The sequence below is a fragment of the Micromonospora globbae genome, from assembly GCF_003610785.1.
GTDB classification, from domain to species: Bacteria; Actinomycetota; Actinomycetes; order Mycobacteriales; family Micromonosporaceae; genus Micromonospora; species Micromonospora globbae.
On sequence record NZ_RAQQ01000005.1, the window covers coordinates 135,774 to 152,590 of the forward strand.

Annotated in this window: 17 protein-coding genes; 11 read left to right on the forward strand and 6 right to left on the reverse strand. The window is 73.7% G+C overall.

Going from position 1 to position 16,817, the window contains the following annotated elements:
• Window positions 1-25 precede the first annotated feature (25 nt).
• From D7I43_RS08630 to D7I43_RS08660, 7 genes are all read left to right on the forward strand, one after another.
• Window positions 26-415: a MerR family transcriptional regulator gene (locus tag D7I43_RS08630; protein ID WP_120327894.1), complete on the forward strand. Its 390-nt coding sequence runs from the start codon at window positions 26-28 to the stop codon at window positions 413-415.
• The gene (gene trxA / locus D7I43_RS08635; protein WP_120327895.1) at window positions 388-732 is read left to right on the forward strand and encodes a thioredoxin; all 345 of its coding nucleotides are present in this window, start codon (window positions 388-390) and stop codon (window positions 730-732) included. Before D7I43_RS08630 ends, trxA begins: the two co-directional genes overlap by 28 nt.
• A gap of 126 nt (window positions 733-858) precedes the next feature.
• Window positions 859-1,503: an FKBP-type peptidyl-prolyl cis-trans isomerase gene (locus D7I43_RS08640; protein ID WP_120327896.1), complete on the forward strand. Its 645-nt coding sequence runs from the start codon at window positions 859-861 to the stop codon at window positions 1,501-1,503.
• A 182-nt stretch (window positions 1,504-1,685) separates the two neighbouring features.
• Window positions 1,686-2,510, forward strand: a complete 825-nt coding sequence (locus D7I43_RS08645; protein ID WP_120328066.1) for an SCO6745 family protein — start codon at window positions 1,686-1,688, stop codon at window positions 2,508-2,510.
• Window positions 2,511-2,616: 106 nt separating this feature from the next.
• The gene (locus D7I43_RS08650; protein WP_120327897.1) at window positions 2,617-3,270 is read left to right on the forward strand and encodes an HAD family hydrolase; all 654 of its coding nucleotides are present in this window, start codon (window positions 2,617-2,619) and stop codon (window positions 3,268-3,270) included.
• 41 nt (window positions 3,271-3,311) lie between these two features.
• Complete coding sequence (locus D7I43_RS08655) at window positions 3,312-4,448, forward strand: glutathione-independent formaldehyde dehydrogenase (protein ID WP_120327898.1); 1,137 nt, start codon at window positions 3,312-3,314, stop codon at window positions 4,446-4,448.
• 108 nt (window positions 4,449-4,556) lie between these two features.
• Window positions 4,557-5,573 (forward strand): NADPH:quinone reductase, encoded by a 1,017-nt coding sequence (locus D7I43_RS08660; RefSeq protein ID WP_120327899.1) that lies wholly within the window; start codon window positions 4,557-4,559, stop codon window positions 5,571-5,573.
• A gap of 199 nt (window positions 5,574-5,772) precedes the next feature.
• Here D7I43_RS08660 and D7I43_RS08665 read toward each other — a convergent pair whose 3' ends face one another.
• Window positions 5,773-7,407: a fatty acid--CoA ligase gene (locus D7I43_RS08665; RefSeq protein ID WP_192902111.1), complete on the reverse strand. Its 1,635-nt coding sequence runs from the start codon at window positions 7,405-7,407 to the stop codon at window positions 5,773-5,775.
• A gap of 98 nt (window positions 7,408-7,505) precedes the next feature.
• On the opposite strand from D7I43_RS08665, the gene D7I43_RS08670 reads away from it, so the two are divergent.
• Entirely contained in the window at window positions 7,506-7,997 is a 492-nt protein-coding gene (locus D7I43_RS08670; protein WP_120327901.1) for an NUDIX domain-containing protein, read from the forward strand.
• 243 nt (window positions 7,998-8,240) lie between these two features.
• On the opposite strand, the gene D7I43_RS08675 is transcribed toward D7I43_RS08670, so the two are convergent.
• Both D7I43_RS08675 and D7I43_RS08680 read right to left on the reverse strand, forming a co-directional pair.
• Window positions 8,241-9,917 carry an MDR family MFS transporter gene (locus D7I43_RS08675; RefSeq protein ID WP_240032862.1) on the reverse strand — a complete coding sequence of 559 codons (1,677 nt, stop codon included), beginning with the start codon at window positions 9,915-9,917 and terminating at the stop codon, window positions 8,241-8,243.
• Window positions 9,918-10,125: 208 nt separating this feature from the next.
• Window positions 10,126-10,674 (reverse strand): type 1 glutamine amidotransferase domain-containing protein, encoded by a 549-nt coding sequence (locus tag D7I43_RS08680; protein ID WP_120327902.1) that lies wholly within the window; start codon window positions 10,672-10,674, stop codon window positions 10,126-10,128.
• 179 nt (window positions 10,675-10,853) lie between these two features.
• On the opposite strand from D7I43_RS08680, the gene rfaE2 reads away from it, so the two are divergent.
• Together rfaE2 and D7I43_RS08690 are read left to right on the forward strand one after the other, a co-directional pair.
• Window positions 10,854-12,803 carry a D-glycero-beta-D-manno-heptose 1-phosphate adenylyltransferase gene (rfaE2, locus tag D7I43_RS08685; RefSeq protein WP_120327903.1) on the forward strand — a complete coding sequence of 650 codons (1,950 nt, stop codon included), beginning with the start codon at window positions 10,854-10,856 and terminating at the stop codon, window positions 12,801-12,803.
• Window positions 12,800-13,678, forward strand: a complete 879-nt coding sequence (locus tag D7I43_RS08690) for a glycosyltransferase family 2 protein (protein WP_120327904.1) — start codon at window positions 12,800-12,802, stop codon at window positions 13,676-13,678. The genes rfaE2 and D7I43_RS08690 overlap by 4 nt, the downstream gene beginning before the upstream one ends.
• An 81-nt stretch (window positions 13,679-13,759) precedes the next feature.
• Here D7I43_RS08690 and D7I43_RS08695 read toward each other — a convergent pair whose 3' ends face one another.
• The 3 genes from D7I43_RS08695 to D7I43_RS08705 are packed head-to-tail and all read right to left on the reverse strand — an operon-like array spanning window position 13,760 to window position 15,953.
• Complete coding sequence (locus D7I43_RS08695; protein WP_120327905.1) at window positions 13,760-14,863, reverse strand: glycosyltransferase family 9 protein; 1,104 nt, start codon at window positions 14,861-14,863, stop codon at window positions 13,760-13,762.
• Window positions 14,864-14,872: 9 nt separating this feature from the next.
• On the reverse strand, window positions 14,873-15,415 hold the full coding sequence (locus D7I43_RS08700) for an Hsp20/alpha crystallin family protein (RefSeq protein ID WP_120327906.1): 543 nt from the start codon (window positions 15,413-15,415) through the stop codon (window positions 14,873-14,875).
• A gap of 31 nt (window positions 15,416-15,446) precedes the next feature.
• Window positions 15,447-15,953 (reverse strand): DUF2231 domain-containing protein, encoded by a 507-nt coding sequence (locus D7I43_RS08705; RefSeq protein WP_120327907.1) that lies wholly within the window; start codon window positions 15,951-15,953, stop codon window positions 15,447-15,449.
• A 180-nt stretch (window positions 15,954-16,133) separates the two neighbouring features.
• Between D7I43_RS08705 and D7I43_RS08710 the strand changes: the two genes are divergently transcribed.
• Window positions 16,134-16,751, forward strand: coding sequence for a pyridoxamine 5'-phosphate oxidase family protein (locus D7I43_RS08710; RefSeq protein WP_120327908.1), 618 nt, complete (start codon window positions 16,134-16,136; stop codon window positions 16,749-16,751).
• Window positions 16,752-16,817: the final 66 nt, after the last annotated feature.

A 16,817-nucleotide genomic window follows, 5' to 3' on the forward strand; every position in this document is an offset into this window, starting at 1 on the left:
GACGCCGGCGGCGAGGGAGGTTCCAATGTTGATCGGCGAGCTTGCGGAGCGCGCCGGCACGACCACCCGGGCCCTGCGCTACTACGAGACGCAGGGGCTGGTGCGGCCGGCCCGCTCAGCCAGCGGCTACCGGGTCTACGACGAGGCGGAGCTGCGGGTCGTCCGCGAGATCCGGTCACTGCTCGCGGTGGGGTTCGGGCTCGACGACATCCGGCCGTTCGTGGCCTGCCTGCGCGCCGGCAACACCTCCGGGCACGTCTGCCCGGATTCGGTCGCCGTGCTGCGCCGGAAGCTCGCCGAGGTCGACGCCGGCATCGAGCGGCTGCACGCCGTCCGCCAGGAGCTGCGGGAGCAGCTCGCCCACGCCATCGCCCAGCGGGAGGAAACATGTCTCAGGTCGCGCCGCACGCGCTGACCGCCGTCACCGACGGCACCTTCGCGAGCACCGTGCTGGCCGCGGACCGACCCGTGGTGGTCGACGTGTGGGCGGAGTGGTGCCCGCCCTGCCACGCCATCTCGCGCAGCCTCGCCGAGCTGGCCGAGGAGTTCGCGGGCCGGCTCACCATCGTCACCGTCAACTCCGACGAGAACCCGGAGGTCACCCGGCGCTACCGGGTGCTGTCGTTGCCGACCCTCCTGGTGTTCCGGCACGGTGAGCTGGTCGACTCGCTCGTCGGCGCCCGGCCGAAGGCCCATCTGCGGCAGGCGCTGGCCCGCTGCGTCGGGGAGTGACGTAGCCGGTTTCCGCGATCGCGGCGTTCCGGGGTGGCCACATCGGGCGTCCGGGCAGGTACCGTGTGCGTCGGCTGTCCCCCCGGCACGCGCTGCCGGCCACCCACCTCTTCAGGGAGTCGACGAGTGAGCGAGCGGACCCAGAACCGGGCTAAGTCGGAGCGGCGGTTGGCCGCCCAGTTGGCCGCGCAGAAGGAGGCCGAGGCGAAGCGCCGCCGCCAGGCGTGGCTCGGCGGTCTGGCCGGCCTCGCCGTGGTCGCCGTGCTGATCACCGTCTTCGTGATCGTCGGTCAGGGTGGTGACGACGACGCGGCTCCGCAGGCGGACGCCACCCCGTCCGCGAGTGCCCCGGCCGACCAGCCCGCCGCCGCCCCCAGCCCGCAGCTGCCCGAGGGCGCCGACCCGGCGCTCGGCACCAAGCCGACCGTCACCGCCGGCACCGGCGAGCTGAAGAAGCTGACCGTGACGCCGCTGATCAAGGGCACCGGCCCGGCGGTCAAGGCCGGCCAGACGATCACCACGAACTACGTGGGCGTGCTCTACAAGGACGGCCAGGAGTTCGACTCGTCGTGGTCGCGTGGCGAGCCGGCCAGCTTCCCGATCGGCGTCGGGCAGGTCATCAAGGGCTGGGACCAGGGCCTCGTGGGCGTCACCGTGGGCAGCCGCGTGCAGATCGACATCCCCGCCGACCTGGCGTACGGCGAGAACCCCCAGGGCGGTGCGCCGGCCGGCCCGCTGCGCTTCGTCGTGGACGTGCTGGCCGCTCAGTGAGCCACCGGTTCGTCCCGGTCCGTCACCGCTTGGCGATGCAGTTGCCCACAGAGGGCTTCCAGCTCGTTACGCACGTCCAGTAGGTTCCGGGTCACCCTGGGCCGCCGCGCCCGGGGTGTCCCGGAATCGACGCGGAGGTGCACGTGACGGCGCTGGACGGCCTTGGGCGGACCGCCCGGCTGATGTGGACACACTTCGAACCGGTACACGCCGTCACCTACTTCCACCCGCGAGCCCGCGCCGCCTACGAGGCGGCCGGGCTCCGCGGCTACTGGCGCGGCTACTTCGCCGGGCGCGCCGCCCCGCTCGGCGCCGTCGACGCCGCCCCGGTGACCGCGGCGTTCTTCAGCTTCGCCCCGCCCATGGTGAGCCGCGCGCTGCCGGCCGTCTGGCGGCTGGCCACCCCGGCGGAGGCGCTGCGCGCCCGGCTCACCGGCGCGGTGCAGGCCCTCGCCGAGCTGACCTACGAGCTGCCCGAGACGCACCTCGTCGAGGCCGCCGACCTGCTGGACGAGGCCGCCGGCGCGGTGGAGACCGCCGGCCGGGTGCTGGGCGCGGCGAACGCGGCGCTCCCCGCCGGCGAGTACCCGCTGGCCCGGCTCTGGCAGGCCGCCACCACCCTGCGCGAGCACCGGGGCGACGGGCACGTCGCCGCGCTGGTGGCCGCCGACCTCGACCCCGTGGAGACGCTGGCCTGGCGGGTCGCGGTGGACATGCCGGCGCACAACCTGCTCGGCCGCGGCTGGACCGAGGAGGAGTGGAAGGCCGCGCGGGAGCGGCTGACCGTCCGTGGCTGGCTCACCCCGGACGGGGAGCCCACCGAGCGCGGGCGGGCCGGCTTCCAGGCCGTCGAGGACGCCACGGACACCGCGGCGGCCCGCCCCTGGCGCCTGCTCGGCACGGACCGTGCGGACCGGCTGCGCGACCTGCTCTACCCGATCGCCCGCGCCTGCCACACGGTCATCCCGCCCGACAGCCCCATCGGACTGCCCGCCCTGCCCGCCTGAGCAAGCCGCGGAGCACGACTGCGGGCGGTGCGGGAAGGAGCCGGAGCGCCCGCCCGCCGTTCCGGCCCTGCCGCCGTACCGGCCGCCCATCGGGCAGGATGGGCACGTGGTGGATGCGGTGATCTTCGACCTGGACGGCGTGATCGTGGACTCCGAGCCGGTCTGGGAGGAGGTCCGGCGGGCGTACGTGGCGACGCACGGCGGCACCTGGCAGCCGGACAGCCAGCGCCGGCTCATGGGGATGAGCACCGGCGAGTGGGCCCGTTACCTCAGCGACGAGCTGGGCGTCGACCGCACGGCCGAGCAGGTGGCCACCGAGGTGGTCGACGAGATGACCCGGCGGTACGCGGCCCGCGTACCCCTCATCGACGACGCCGACCAGGTGGTGCGCCGGATGGCCGCGCGGTGGCCGCTGGGGCTCGCCAGCTCGTCACCGACCCGGCTGATCGCCGCGACGCTGGCCGCGACCGGCCTGACCGGCGTGTTCCGCGCGACGCTCTCCACCGAGGAGACGGCGCGCGGCAAGCCGGCGCCGGACGTCTACCTCGCCGTGGCGGAGCGGCTGGGGATCGACCCGGCACGCTGCGCCGCCGTCGAGGACTCCTCCAACGGCGTACGCTCGGCGGCCGCCGCCGGGATGCGGGTGGTGGCGGTGCCGCACGGCGCGTACCCCCTGGACCCGGACGCCGCGCAGCTCGCCGCCGTGACCCTCGGGGCGATCGACGAGCTGACCCCCGAGGTGGTGGAGCGGCTCGGCTGAACGGCCACCCCGGGCGTCCCGACCGGCCTACGGTCGGTGACATGAGGGCAGTGGTGTACCAGGGGCCGCGCGACGTCACGGTGACCGAGGTCGAGGACCCGCGCATCGAGCACCCGAACGACGTCATCGTCAAGATCACGACCACGGCGATCTGCGGTTCGGACCTGCACATGTACGAGGGCCGCACGGCCGCCGAGCCGGGCATCGTCTTCGGCCACGAGAACATGGGCGTCATCGTCGAGACCGGTCCCGGCGTCGTGAGTCTGCGCACCGGCGACCGGGTCTCCATGCCGTTCAACGTGGCCTGCGGCTTCTGCCGCAACTGCCGGGAGGGCAAGACCGGCTTCTGCCTCACGGTGAACCCGGGCTTCGCGGGCGGCGCCTACGGCTACGTGTCGATGGGGCCCTACCGGGGCGGGCAGGCGGAGTACCTGCGGGTGCCGTTCGCCGACTTCAACTGCCTGAAGCTGCCGCCCGGGACGGAGCACGAGAACGACTTCGCGATGCTCGCCGACATCTTCCCCACGGGCTACCACGGCGTGGCGATGACCGGGCTGCTCCCGGGCGAGAACATCACGGTCATGGGTGGTGGGCCGGTCGGTCTGATGGCGGCGTACTCCGCGATCATCATGGGCGCGGCCCAGGTCTTCGTGGTGGACCGGGTGCCGGACCGGCTCCGCCTGGCCGAGTCCATCGGCGCGATCCCCGTCGACTTCAGCAAGGGCGACCCGGTCGAGCAGATCCGGGGGCGGACGGACGGGGTCGGCACCGACAAGGGCGTGGACGCGGTGGGCTACCAGGCGTCCGCGCCGAGCGGCGAGGAGCAGCCGGCGCTGGTGCTGAACACACTGGTCGACGTGGTGCGCGCGACGGGCACGATCGGCGTGATCGGGCTGTACCTGGCGGAGGACCCGGGCGCGCCGGACCCGCACTCGGGCCGTGGTGAGCTGCTGTTCAAGGTCGGGAAGTTCTTCGAGAAGGGCCTGCGGATGGGCACCGGGCAGGCCAACGTCAAGGCGTACAACGAGCACCTGCGGAACCTCATCGTGGCCGGGCGGGCGACGCCGAGCTTCGTGGTCAGCAAGGAACTGCCGCTGGACGCGGCGCCGGAGGCGTACGAGCGCTTCGACCGGCGCGAGGAGGGCTACTCGAAGGTCGTGCTCAAGCCCGCCGCGTGAGCGGACTCCCGCCGCCAGCCGCCGCCGACCGGGTCGTACGGTGGGGGCGGCCGGAATGATCGGTGGGCGCCCGGGTAGGGCGGACGGGGACACCGGGAGGAGACATCGATGAAAGCGATCGTGTACGAGCGGACCGGTGACCCGTCCGTGCTCCAGCTGGTCGAGCGGCCGGTGCCCGAGCCGGGGCCCGGCGAGGTGCTGGTCCGGCTGGCCGTGTCCGGTGTGAACCCCACCGACTGGAAGGCGCGGCGGCTCTGGCCGATGCCGCCCGAGGGATGGCAGATCCCGGGGCAGGACGGGGCCGGCGTCATCGAGGCGGTCGGCGAGGGCGTCGACCAGATCCTCATCGGCGAGCGGGTCTGGCTGTGGGAGGCCGCCTGGCAGCGGCCGTGGGGCACCGCAACCGAGTACACGGTGGTGCCGGTGCGGCACGCGGTGAGCCTCGGCAGCGCCTCGTTCGACCTGGGCGCCTGCCTCGGCATCCCGTTCCTCACCGCGCACCGCTGCCTCACGGCCGGCGAGTACATGCCCGAGCGGCTGCACGCCGGCGCGCTGAGCGACCACACCGTGCTGGTCCAGGGCGGGGCGGGCGCCGTCGGCAACGCGGCGATCCAGCTCGCCCGCTGGGCGGACGCCTGCGTGGTCGCCACGGTGAGCAGTGCGGAGAAGGCGCAGCTCGCGGCGGCCGCGGGCGCCTCCTACGTCATCAACTACCGGGAACAGGACGTGGTCGAGGAGGTCCGCAAGATCGCGCCCGACGGGGTGCACACGATCGTCGAGGTCGCCCCGGCCGCCAACGCGGCCGTCGACGCGCAGATCCTGCACAACGGCGGCGCGGTCTGCGTCTACGCCGACGAGGGCGGCAGCGACGTCACGATCCCCGTCCGGCCGTCGATGATGCCGAACGCCCGGTGGCAGTTCGTGCTCGTCTACTCGGAGCCGAAGGCCGCCAAAGCGCAGGCCATCGTGGACGTGTCCGCGGCGGTCGCCCAGGGCGCCGTCCGGGTGGGCGAGGAGGCGGGGCTGCCGCTGCACCACCACCCGCTCACCGCGACCGCCGCCGCCCACCAGGCGGTGGAGAACGGGGTGGTCGGCAAGGTGCTGATCACCACGAGCGAAGGGTGACGCCGGGCGCAGCGGATCCCACCAGGAGATTTCGCCGTCATCGGGACAGAGGCGAACAACTTTCGCAATAATGGTCGTGCGGGTCGCCCCGCAGAGAAGGGGCGGCCCCGGCGCGGTGCGAACGCCGGGGCCGCCCTCGGGGAGGTAGGTCTCGGGAGGAGCTCTCCTACCCGTACAGGCGTCAGCCCGCGGGGAAACGTTACGGGGCGGTCAGCTCTCGCACGGTGAGTTTTCCCTCCGCGTACCGCGAACGGACGACCTTCTTGTCGAACTTGCCGACGCTCGTCTTCGGCACCGCGTCGATGAAGGCCCACCGCTCCGGCAGCTGCCAGCGGGCCACCGAGGCGGACAGGAAGTCCCGCAGCTCCTCGACGGTCACCGAGGCGCCCTCGCGGACCACGACCGTCGCCAGCGGCCGCTCGTCCCAGCGCTCGTCCGGCACACCGACCACACAGGCCTCCAGCACGGCCGGGTGCGCCATCAGGGCGTTCTCCAGCTCCACCGACGAGATCCACTCACCGCCGGACTTGATGACGTCCTTCGCCCGGTCGGTGAGCGTGATGAAACCGTCCGGTGAGAGCGTCCCCACGTCGCCCGTACGCAGCCAGCCGTCGCGGAACTTATCCTCGTCCGGCGTCTCGTCGCCCACGTACCGTGCGGTCACCCACGGCCCGCGGACCTCGAGTTCCCCCACGGACGTGCCGTCGGCGGGCAGCGGCTCCCCCGCGGGCCCGACGATGCGCGCCTCCACACCGGCCGGCACCCGGCCCTGCGTGTAGCGGTAACGCCACGCCTCCTCGGCCGTCAGCCCGGCCGGCGGCCGGGACACCGACCCCAGCGGCGACATCTCCGTCATCCCCCAGGCGTGGATGACCTCGATGCCGTGCCGCTCGGCGAACGCGTGCATGAGCGCCGGCGGGCAGGCCGAGCCGCCCACGATGACCTCCTTCAGCGAGGAGGTGTCCACCTCGTGACCGTCCAGGTAGGCCAGCAGGTCGGTCCAGATGGTCGGCACCGCGCCCGCCAGGGTGGGCCGCTCGGCGGCGATCATCTCGGCGATCGGCGCGGCCTGGAGGAAGCGGTCCGGCATGATCAGCGAGGCGCCGGAGATGAAGGCCGCGTACGGCAGCCCCCAGGACATCGCGTGGAACATCGGCACGATGGCCAACTCCCGGTCGCCGGGGCCGAGCCCGAAGCCCTCCGGCATGCACACCTGGAGGGAGTGCAGGTAGATCGAGCGGTGCGAGTACGCGACGCCCTTCGGGTTGCCCGTCGTCCCCGAGGTGTAGCAGAGCGCCGCGGCGTCCCGCTCGTCCACCTGCGGCCAGTCGTACGTCTCGGGCCGGCCCGCGACCAGGTCGTCCCAGCGGTGCACGGTGATCCGGTCGCCGGCCGCCTCCACCAGCGGGGCGGGATCGCCACCGCCGACCACCACCACGTGCCGGACCGTCGTCATCGCCCCGATCGCCCGCGCCAGCAGCGGGATCAGCGTGGTGTCGACCAGCACCACCCGGTCCTCGGCGTGGTTGGCGATGTAGGCGACCTGGTCCGGGAAGAGGCGGATGTTCAGGGTGTGCAGCACGGCGCCCATGCTGGGCACCGCGAAGTACGCGACCAGGTGCTCGTTGTTGTTCCACATGAACGTGGCCACCCGCTCGTCGCCGGTCACGCCGCACTCGGCGCGCAACCCGTGGGCCAGCCTCGCGGCGGCCCGGCCGACCTCGGCGTACGACATCCGGCGCGGTTCCGCGCCGGTCCACGTGACCACCTCGGCGGTGCCGTGCACGGTGGAGCCGTGATCGAGGATCCGGGAGACCTGGAGAGGGGCGTCCATCATCGTGCTCCGCATGGGTGACAAGCTAGTGGCGCCGGTCACACCTTGGGAACCCCGGAAACCCCGTCGCCCCGGGCCGTGCCTCGTAGATTGTCCGGGTGAGCATCTCCTGGGCCGATTCGTACGTGGGGCAACTGCGCGCGCTGGCCGGGGACCGGACGCTGATGTTCGTCGGTGCCCGCGCGGTGGTGCGTGACAACGCGGGGCGCGTCCTGCTGATCCGCCGGTCGGACAACGGCCAGTGGGCGATGCCCGCCGGCGCCATGGAGCTGGGCGAGTCGATCGCCGACTGCGCCGTCCGCGAGGTACGCGAGGAGACCGGGCTGCGGGCGCTGCGGGTGAGCGCCTTCGCCCTCTACACCGGCCCGGACCGTACGCACACCAACATGTACGGGCACACGTACCAGATCTTCACGACGGCCTTCCGGGTCGAGGAGTGGGACGGGACGCTCTCCCGGGTGACCGACGAGACCACCGACGCCGGCTTCTTCCACCGCGACCAGTTCCCGGGGCCGCTCTCCCCCTCGGTGCCCGAGACCCTGGCCGACCTCGACGTCTTCGAACAGACGAACCGGCTCATCCTGAAGTGAGCCCTCCGCCCGCGCGACGGGGCGTGGCTGAGCGGCCGGCTGTGGCACGCCCCGCCGTTCAACCGGGGGCGGCCGACAGATCGCCCGGGCGGGCCGGGGCGGAGGCCGACCGATCGCCCGGGCGGGCCGGGGCGGAGGCCGACCGATCGCCCGGGCGGGCCGGGGCGGAGGCCGACCGATCGCCCGGGCCGGGTACGGCCGGCCTCCGTCCCGGCGGGCGAGGCCGGCCCGGCCCGGGCGCGGTCAGAGCATCGTCTGGGACTTCGCCTCCATCTCGGCGGCGGCCTCGTCCTTCGACTCCCGCGTGAGCGGCTTGCCGCCCGGGGCCGCCGCCTTGCCACCCAGCGGGTCCGCGCCGCCGGTGGCACCCTGCGGTCCGGTGCCCCGCAGCTGCGCGTTCGGCATGGCGAGGGTGACCAGCACCGCGGCGATGGCGATGAGCCCGGCGGTCAGGAAGACCATGTGCAGGCCCTCCACGAACGAACTCTGGATGGCCGCGCGGACCGGGCCCGGCAGGGCCAGGATGGTGGCCGGGTCGTTGATCGAGATGTTCGCGCCGCCGCTGGCACGGACGGCCGCCTGCTCGGCCGGCGGGAGCTGGGCGATCGCGCCGGGCAGCCGGCTGGACAGCTCGGTGGCGAGGCGCGAGGAGAGCACCGCGCCGAGGATGGCCACCCCGAACGAACCGCCGAGCGACCGGAAGAACGTCGCCGAGGACGTGCCGGCGCCCAGGTCCCGCATCGAGACGGCGTTCTGCACGGCGAGGATCAGCGACTGCATGCAGAGGCCCAGCCCCACGCCGATGACCACCATGAACCCGAACGCCGTCCAGAGCGAGCTGTCGACGTGCAACTGGGTGAAGAGCAGCATCCCGGCGAGCAGGACGGCCGAGCCGATCACCGGGAACCACTTGTACCGGCCGATCCGGCTCATCGCCCGGCCGGTGAGGACCGAGGTCACGATGATGCCGGCCATCATCGGCAGCATGAGCAGACCGCTCTGGGTGGGCGAGGCGCCCTTGACGATCTGGAGGTAGAGCGGGATGAAGATGATCGACCCGAACATCACCAGACCGAGCACGAACCCCGCGCCGTTGGCCAGGGCGAACGTGCGGTTGCGGAACAGCCGCAGCGGCAGGATGGGCTCGGCGACCCGGGCCTCCTGGAGCAGGAACAGCACACCCAGCACGGCGCCGGCCGCGAAGAGGCCGAGGATCACGCCGGACCCCCAGGCGAACTCGTTGCCGCCCCAGCTGAGCGCCAGCAGCAGGCTGCTCACCCCGGCCACCAGCAGCGCCGCGCCGAGCCAGTCGATGGCGTGCTTACGGCGCTGGAACGGCACCAGCCGCATGACGTGGTAGCAGACCACGATGGCCAGCAACGCCAACGGGACGTTGATGTAGAAGATCCACCGCCAGTTGGTCTCCGCGAAGTACCCACCGACCAGCGGGCCGGCCACCGACGAGATGCCGAAGACCGCGCCGAAGAGACCCTGGTAGCGACCGCGGTCTCGCGGCGACACCACGTCCGAGATGATCGTGAACGCGAGCGTCATGAGGCCACCGGCGCCCAGACCTTGGATGCCCCGCGTGATGATCAGCTGGGTCATGTTCTGGGACAGCCCGGCCAGCAACGACCCGAGCAGGAACGTGCCGATCGAGAACAGGAAGACCGGACGCCGCCCGAACAGGTCGGCCATCTTGCCGTACAGCGGGGTCGACGCGGTCGAGGCGAGCAGGTACGCCGTCACCACCCACGAGTAGTGGTTGATGCCGCCCAGCTCGCCGACGATGGTCGGCAGGGCGGTACCGACGATGGTCTGGTCCAGTGCCGCCAGCAGCATGCCCGTCATCAGGCCGAGCATGAGCAGGCGGATCTGCCGGCTGTTCAGTACCGGTGCGGCATGCGTCTCCGTGGTCACCCGCCCTTCTTCCCCCACGCACGGGCAGCCATGCTCGCCCCGCCCAAACTCCTCGCGCCCCGGCCCCCGCTCTCCCCGGTGATCATGAGGTTGGCGGGGCTATGGGAGATCGAACTCGCCGCTAACCTCATGATCACCGGGGTCGGGCGGGGGCCGAGGGGGGCCGGGGGGCCGGGGCGGGGCCGGGGGGTCGGGGTTGGGCGGTGGGTCAGTGGGGGCCTTCGGCGAACTCTTCGACGATCTTGGCGCAGAAGGCCGGGAGGTCGTCCGGCTTGCGGCTGCTCACCAGACCGTTGTCGGTGACGCAGGGCTCGTCCACCCAGGTGGCGCCCGCGTTCACGAGGTCGGTGCGCAGGCTCGGCCAGGAGGTGATCCGGCGCCCGCGCACCACGTCCGCCTCGACCAGCGTCCACGGACCGTGGCAGATCACCCCGACCGGCTTGCCGGCGTCGAAGAACGCCCGGACGAAACGGACCGCGTCCGGGTCCGTACGCAGGAAGTCCGGGTTCGCCACACCGCCCGGCAGCACCAGGCCGTCGTACCGGCCGGCGTCCGCCTCGGCGACGGTCACGTCGACGTCGTACGGCTTGGAGGGGTCGAGGTGGTTGAAGGCCCGGATGGTGCCCGGCTTGAGCGAGACCAGCTCGGCCGTGGCGCCGGCCTTCTCCACCGCCTCGCGCGGCTGGACGTACTCGACCTCCTCCACGCCGTCCGCGGCGAGGAAGGCGATCCGCTTGCCCTGAAGTGTCGTTGCCATCTCGATGCATCTCCTCTCCGGGGGTACGTCTGGATCGTGCCCGGGACGGACCGGGCGAAACGCACATCGGCGTGACACCGACCACCTGCGCGACCGGCGAGCGGAGAGGACCGAGCGGACCGACGGGGGCCGGACGGCCGCCATGTTTGACCCATCGGGCCGGGGGGATCCCGGAAGGCATGGCAGGAGCAGCAGCGGAACGGCGGCGGCTCGCCGGCGTCGTGGAGAGCTGGCAGGGCCGCCCGGTCCTCGTGATCGGTGACGCCATGCTCGACGAGTGGCGGTTCGCGGAATCCGACCGGCTCTGCCGGGAGGCGCCCGCACCGGTACTCACCCTCCGCCGGCGGATCTCCGCGGCGGGCGGCGCGGCGAACACCGCCGTCAACGTCGCGGCGCTCGGCGGCCGGGCCGTCCTGGTGGCCCCGGTCGGCGCCGACGTGGCCGGCGACGAACTCCACGACTGCCTGGACCGCGCCGGCGTGTGGGACCGTACGGTCAACCAGCCCGCGCGACCCACGCCGGTGAAGCGGCGGATGCTCGCCGGCAACCAGATCCTGCTCCGGGAGGACTCCGGCGAACCGGACGACCCGCTCGACCCGGACGGGGTGCAGCGGCTGCTCACCGCCCTGGACTGCGCCACGGAGGAGTTGCGCGCCGCGGCCGGCGGCGAACGGCCCACGCTCGTGGTCTGCGACTACGGCCTCGGCGCGCTGCCCGAGCCGGTACGCGCGTGGCTGGTCGCCAACCGCGAGCGCTACGCGACCGTGGCCCTGGACGCGCACGACCTCGCCGACTGGCGTGGCCTCGCCCCGACCGTGGTGACCCCGAGCTTCGCCGAGGCCACCCGGCTGCTGGCCCGCGCCTCCGGTGCCGCCCGCCGTACGACCGGCCCCGACCTGCACCTGGACCATCCCGACGGCGATCCGGCCGACGGGCCGTCCGAACTGTCCGTGGGCGCCGCCCCCGGCGACCGCGCTCCCCGTGTCCACAGCGTGCAGGGCCCCGGAGCGACGCACCGGGCGGGCGACCCGATCGACCACGCGACCGCCAACCCCGACGGCCACGCGACCCCGACCGGCCTCGACGGCCACGCGACCGCCGGCCTCGACGGCCACGCGACCGCAGGCCTCGACGGCAGCGCCACGGCGGCGAGGCTCGACCGGACCGGCCCGACCGGCGAGGCGGCGCCCGACCGGGTGGCGCTGACCGGTGACGGGCTGAGCGTGGCCGCCACCGGCCTGACGGTGAGCGCGGCCGACGGCGAGGCCGTCGACCGGGCGAAGGTGGCCGAGTCGCGCCTCGCGGAGCTGCACGTCCACACCGGCGCGGACGTGGTGGCCGTGACCCTCGACACCGAGGGCGCCGTCGTCGGCGGCGCCGACGGCGAGCGCCGGCGCAGCCACAGCACACCGGTACCGGCCAGCCACGCGGTCGGTGCGGGGGACGCGTACCTGGCCGCCATGACGCTGGCCCTCGCGGCCGACGCGCCGCTGTCGACGGCCGCCCAACTGGCCCAGCTCACCGCGACCATCACCGTCTCGGACACCGGAACCTGCGTCTGCCGGCGGGAGGACCTGCTGGCGGCCCTGGACCGGCCGCACCGGGACGGTGAGCATCCGGTGCTGGTCGACGCGGCGGAGCTGGCCGCCATCGTGGCCGAGCACCGGCGCGCCGGACGCGCGGTGGTCTTCACCAACGGCTGCTTCGACGTGCTGCACCGGGGTCACGTGCGGTACCTGGAGCAGGCCCGCACCCTCGGCGACCTGCTCATCGTGGCGGTCAACTCGGACGAGAGCGTACGCCGGCTCAAGGGACCGGACCGCCCGGTGAACCCGGTGGAGGACCGGGCCGCGCTGCTCGGCGCGCTCTCCTACGTGGACCACGTGGTGGTCTTCGAGGAGGACTCGCCGGCCGAGCTGATCCGGGCCGTACGCCCCGACGTCTACGTCAAGGGCGGCGACTACCCGCCGGAGATGGTGCCGGAGGCGCCGCTGGTGCGCCGGCTGGGCGGGCAGGTCCGGACCCTCGGGTACGTGCCGGACCGCTCCACCTCGCGGATCATCGATCGGATCCGGGCGCACGGCCAGGAGCGGGAGTCCGACCCGTCGTTCTCCAGCAAGCCGTCGTGAACCGGCCGCTGGACCCGGGAACCCCGGAGCGCTTCCGCGCCGACCGGCTGGTCGACGTGCTGATCCCCACCCGCAACCGGCCCGCCGAGCTGGCGGTCACCCTCTCCGGGCTCGCCGCCCAGGAGGGGGTGCCCGGTTTCGGGGTGGTGGTCAGCGACCAGTCCGACGGCGAACCGGCGTTCGCCCACCCGGCCGCCGCCACCATGGTCCGGGCGCTGCGCCACCGCGGGCATCCGGTGCTGCTCACCCGCCGGTTGCCGCGCCGGGGGCTCGCCGAGCACCGGGCGTACCTGCTCGCCACCTCGGCGGCCCGGTACGTGCTCTGCCTCGACGACGACGTCTGGCTGGAGCCCGGTGCGCTGCACCGGCTCGTGACGGCCCTGACCGAGCTGGGCTGCGGGTTCGTGGGCAACGCCGTGCACGGCCTGTCGTACGTCGACGACGTCCGGCCGGAGACCCACGTCCACTACGAGGAGTGGCAGGGCCGACCGGTGCCCGAGCGGGTCCGGCCGGGCACCCCGGAATGGGACCGCGCGCAGATCCATCCGGCGGCGAACCTGCTGCACGTCACGCAGAAGCTGGCGCTGCCACCGGGCGCGTGGCGGGCGTACAAGGTCTCCTGGATCGGCGGCTGTGTCCTCTACGACCGGGAGAAGCTCGTCGACTCGGGCGGCTTCGACTTCTGGCGCCGCGTGCAGGAGAAGCACCAGGGCGAGGACGTCGCCGCCCAGCTCGCCGTGCTGGAGCGCCACGGCGGCGCGGGGGTGCTGCCCAGCGGGGCGTACCACCTGGAGTCGCCGACCACCGTCACCGACCGGGACGTGGAGGCGTGGGAGGTCGTGCTCGCCGACGAGGACGCCGCGCAGCCGGCCTGAGCCGGGCGCGGCGCGGTCGTCAGCATGGCGGCGCGGCCTGAGCCACGCGGCGCGGCCTGAGCCACGCGGCGGGGTGGAGTCTCAGGTCAACAGCTCGCGGGCGGATTCCAGCACCTCGGCCACCGGCACGTCGGTGACGAACGAGTCCCGGTGCGGGCATTCGCCGTCGCCGGGGCGGTGCGGGTAGATGCCCGGCGTGCAGTCCACCCCGCAGACCGGGCAGTGCACGGTCCACGAGCTGATCGGCCGGTGCCGGCCGCGCAGCGGGTTCGCGGTGTTGATGAAGTTGCCGACCCAGAAGATGCCAACGGTCGGGGCGCCGACGGCCGCGGCCAGGTGCAGCGGCCCGGTGTCGTTGGAGATCACCAGCGCGCAGTCGGCATAGCAGCCGGCCAGCCCGCCGAGGCTGAGCGTGCCGACCTGGGGCCGTAGCGGCACGCCGGCCGCCTCGACCACCCGGTCCACCACCTCCCGCTCCGAGGGCGTGCCGGTGACCAGCACCTCGTACCCGTCGCCGGTCAGCTCGCGGGCGACCTCCCCGAACCGCTCGGCGGGCCAGCGCCGCCGCGTGTCCGTCGCGCCGGGGTGCAACGCCACCCGGGGCCGCCGCGCCGGGCCGAGCACCCGCTCCGCCTCGGCCCGGTCCGATGCGGTGACGGCGAGCGTGGGCACGATCGTGGTGGCCGGGGCGCCCACCAGCGCCGCCACCTCCAGGTAGCGGATCACCTCGTGCTGGTAGTAGACGTACCGGATCCAGCGGTCCAGCGGCGGCGCGTTCTCGGCCCGCAGCCCGGCCGTCACGCGGGCGCCGAGCGCGGCGACCAACGGGTTGGAGTTCGCGCCGCCGCCGTGCAGCTGCAACGCCAGGTCGAAGCGTTCGGCCCGCGCCGCGGCGAGGAAGTCGTCCATGGCGGCCGGCTCCTCGTCCGGCTCCGGGTAGCGGATGCCGTCCGCCGGCGGCACCACCAGCACCCGGTCGACCGGGCCGGGCCGGTCGCGCCAGAGCTTCGCGTGCCACGGCGCGCCGAGCAGCACGATCTCCACCTCGGGGTACGCGGCCCGCAGCGCGTCCAGCGCCGGCAGCACGAAGATGAAGTCGCCGAGCGCGTTGGCGCGCAGCACGGCGATCCGGTCGACGTCGGGTACGCGCTCGGCGGCCGGGCCGAGCAGGGACGGGGCGACCACGCGGTCCCGCTACGGCCGGTCGATCTCGCCGGTCGCCGTGTCCGGGCGGTGCAGCTCCCGGTCGGCGGCCGGGTCGCCCGGCGTCGGCGTACGACCGCCGAGGGGTCGCGGGCCGGCGCGGCCCACGGTGATGGTGCGCGGCGCGGGTCGGGCGGCGCGCGGCAGCCGTACGCGGAGCAGGCCGTGGTCCATCACCGCGTCGATGGCGTCCGGGTCCACCCGCGACGGCAGGTCCACCCGGTACTCGAAGCCCCGGGTCTCGAAGCCGCCCGGGATGCCCTGGTCGGCGTTGACCTCGGCCTCGGAGCGGGCCCGTACGCAGAGTTCCCGGTCGTCCAGCTCGACCGCCACCTCCTCGGGCGCCACGCCGGGCAGGCGGACGACCACCTCCCAGCCGTCCGCGGTCTCCGACAGCTCCACCTCCGGCGGCCCGGACCGGCCGCCGACGAGCCGGCGCAGCTCCGTACGCAGGGACTGGAGCTCCCCCATCGGGTCCCAGCCCTGCTGCCGGCCGCGCCAGCGTCCGAACCCGCCGCCGCCCTGTTCGCTCATGCCGCCGCCTCCCGTCGCTCGCCGCTCCCGCTCATCGCGCCTCTCCGATCCGCTGCGTGGCCGCGGGAGGCCGCAGCGAGCTGGGCGCGTCCAGGCCGGCCTCGGCGTCCACGCCCACGCCGAGCCGGTCGACCAGTTCGCCGCCGAGCCAGGCGCTGACCCCGAGGATGGCCACCGCGACCACCTCGATGGCGATCAGCGCGCCACCGGCCGCCCGGGACTCGGCGTTGAGGCGTACGACCCAGATGGCGGCGAAGAGCAGGATCACCGCCAGGTTCGCCGCCGCGTGGCTGAGCGCCACCCGCTTGGCGCGGGTGCCGGTCGGGATGGCCAGCAGGTCGAACGCGCCCGCCATCGCCGCGAGCAGACCACCGATCAGGCCGACGGTGATGTTCCAGTAGGCGACCTCGCCGAGGAAGTCGGGCCCGCCGAGGGCGTCGACCACGTCGAAGATGACGGCGGTGACCAGCAGGCCGATCGGGAACATCACCAGCATCGGATGGACGGGATGGCCCAGCACCTTGAGTCGGCTCTCCATCTCCGGCCTCCACTGGTCTGGTCTGCGCGTCGTGTTGGGGGCGGTACCCGGGGCCCCGCCGGGCAAACCTCGCGTGTCGGCGCTCGCCTAGGCTGGCGGAGCGGGTCGCCGCGCGGCGGCGGCACGACCCACGGCCGACAGCGGCGTCGGCGCGACCAGGCCGAGGCCCAGGAGGATCACGTGACCGTGGAGATCACCTCACCGGAGGAACTGCGCGAGCTGTTGGGGGAGCCGGTCCCGCGGGCGATCGCGAAGGAACGTACGCGGCTGCACGAGCGGGACCGGCAGTGGTTGGCCGCCTCACCGTTCTGCCTGGTGGCCACGTCGGGCGCGGACGGCAGCTGCGACGTGTCGCCCAAGGGCGACCCGGCGGGCTTCGCGCTCGTACTCGACGACCGGACGATCGCCCTGCCGGAGCGCCCCGGCAACCGACGGGCGGACGGCTACCGGAACATCCTGGAGAACCCGCACGTCGGGCTGATCTTCCTGATTCCCGGGCGGACCGACACGCTGCGCGTCAACGGTCGGGCACGCCTGGTGCGGGACGCTCCCTGGTTCGACGACATGGTCGTGAAGGGTCACCGGCCGATCCTCGCCGTGGTGGTCGAGGTCGAGCAGGTCTTCTACCACTGTGCGAAGGCGTTCCTGCGCTCGCAGCTGTGGAAGCCGGAGACCTGGCACCCGGACGTGCTGCCCTCCCGGGCGCGCCTCGTGAAGGAGCTGGAGGCCCCCGAGGAGAGCCTCGAAGCCCTGGAGTCCCACTACGGCCCGACGTACCTGACAAAGCTCTACACCTGACCCTGGCCCCCTTTCACCCCCGCGATCTTGCACTTTCGGCCCTCAAGACGCGGCTTTTGTGCGTGT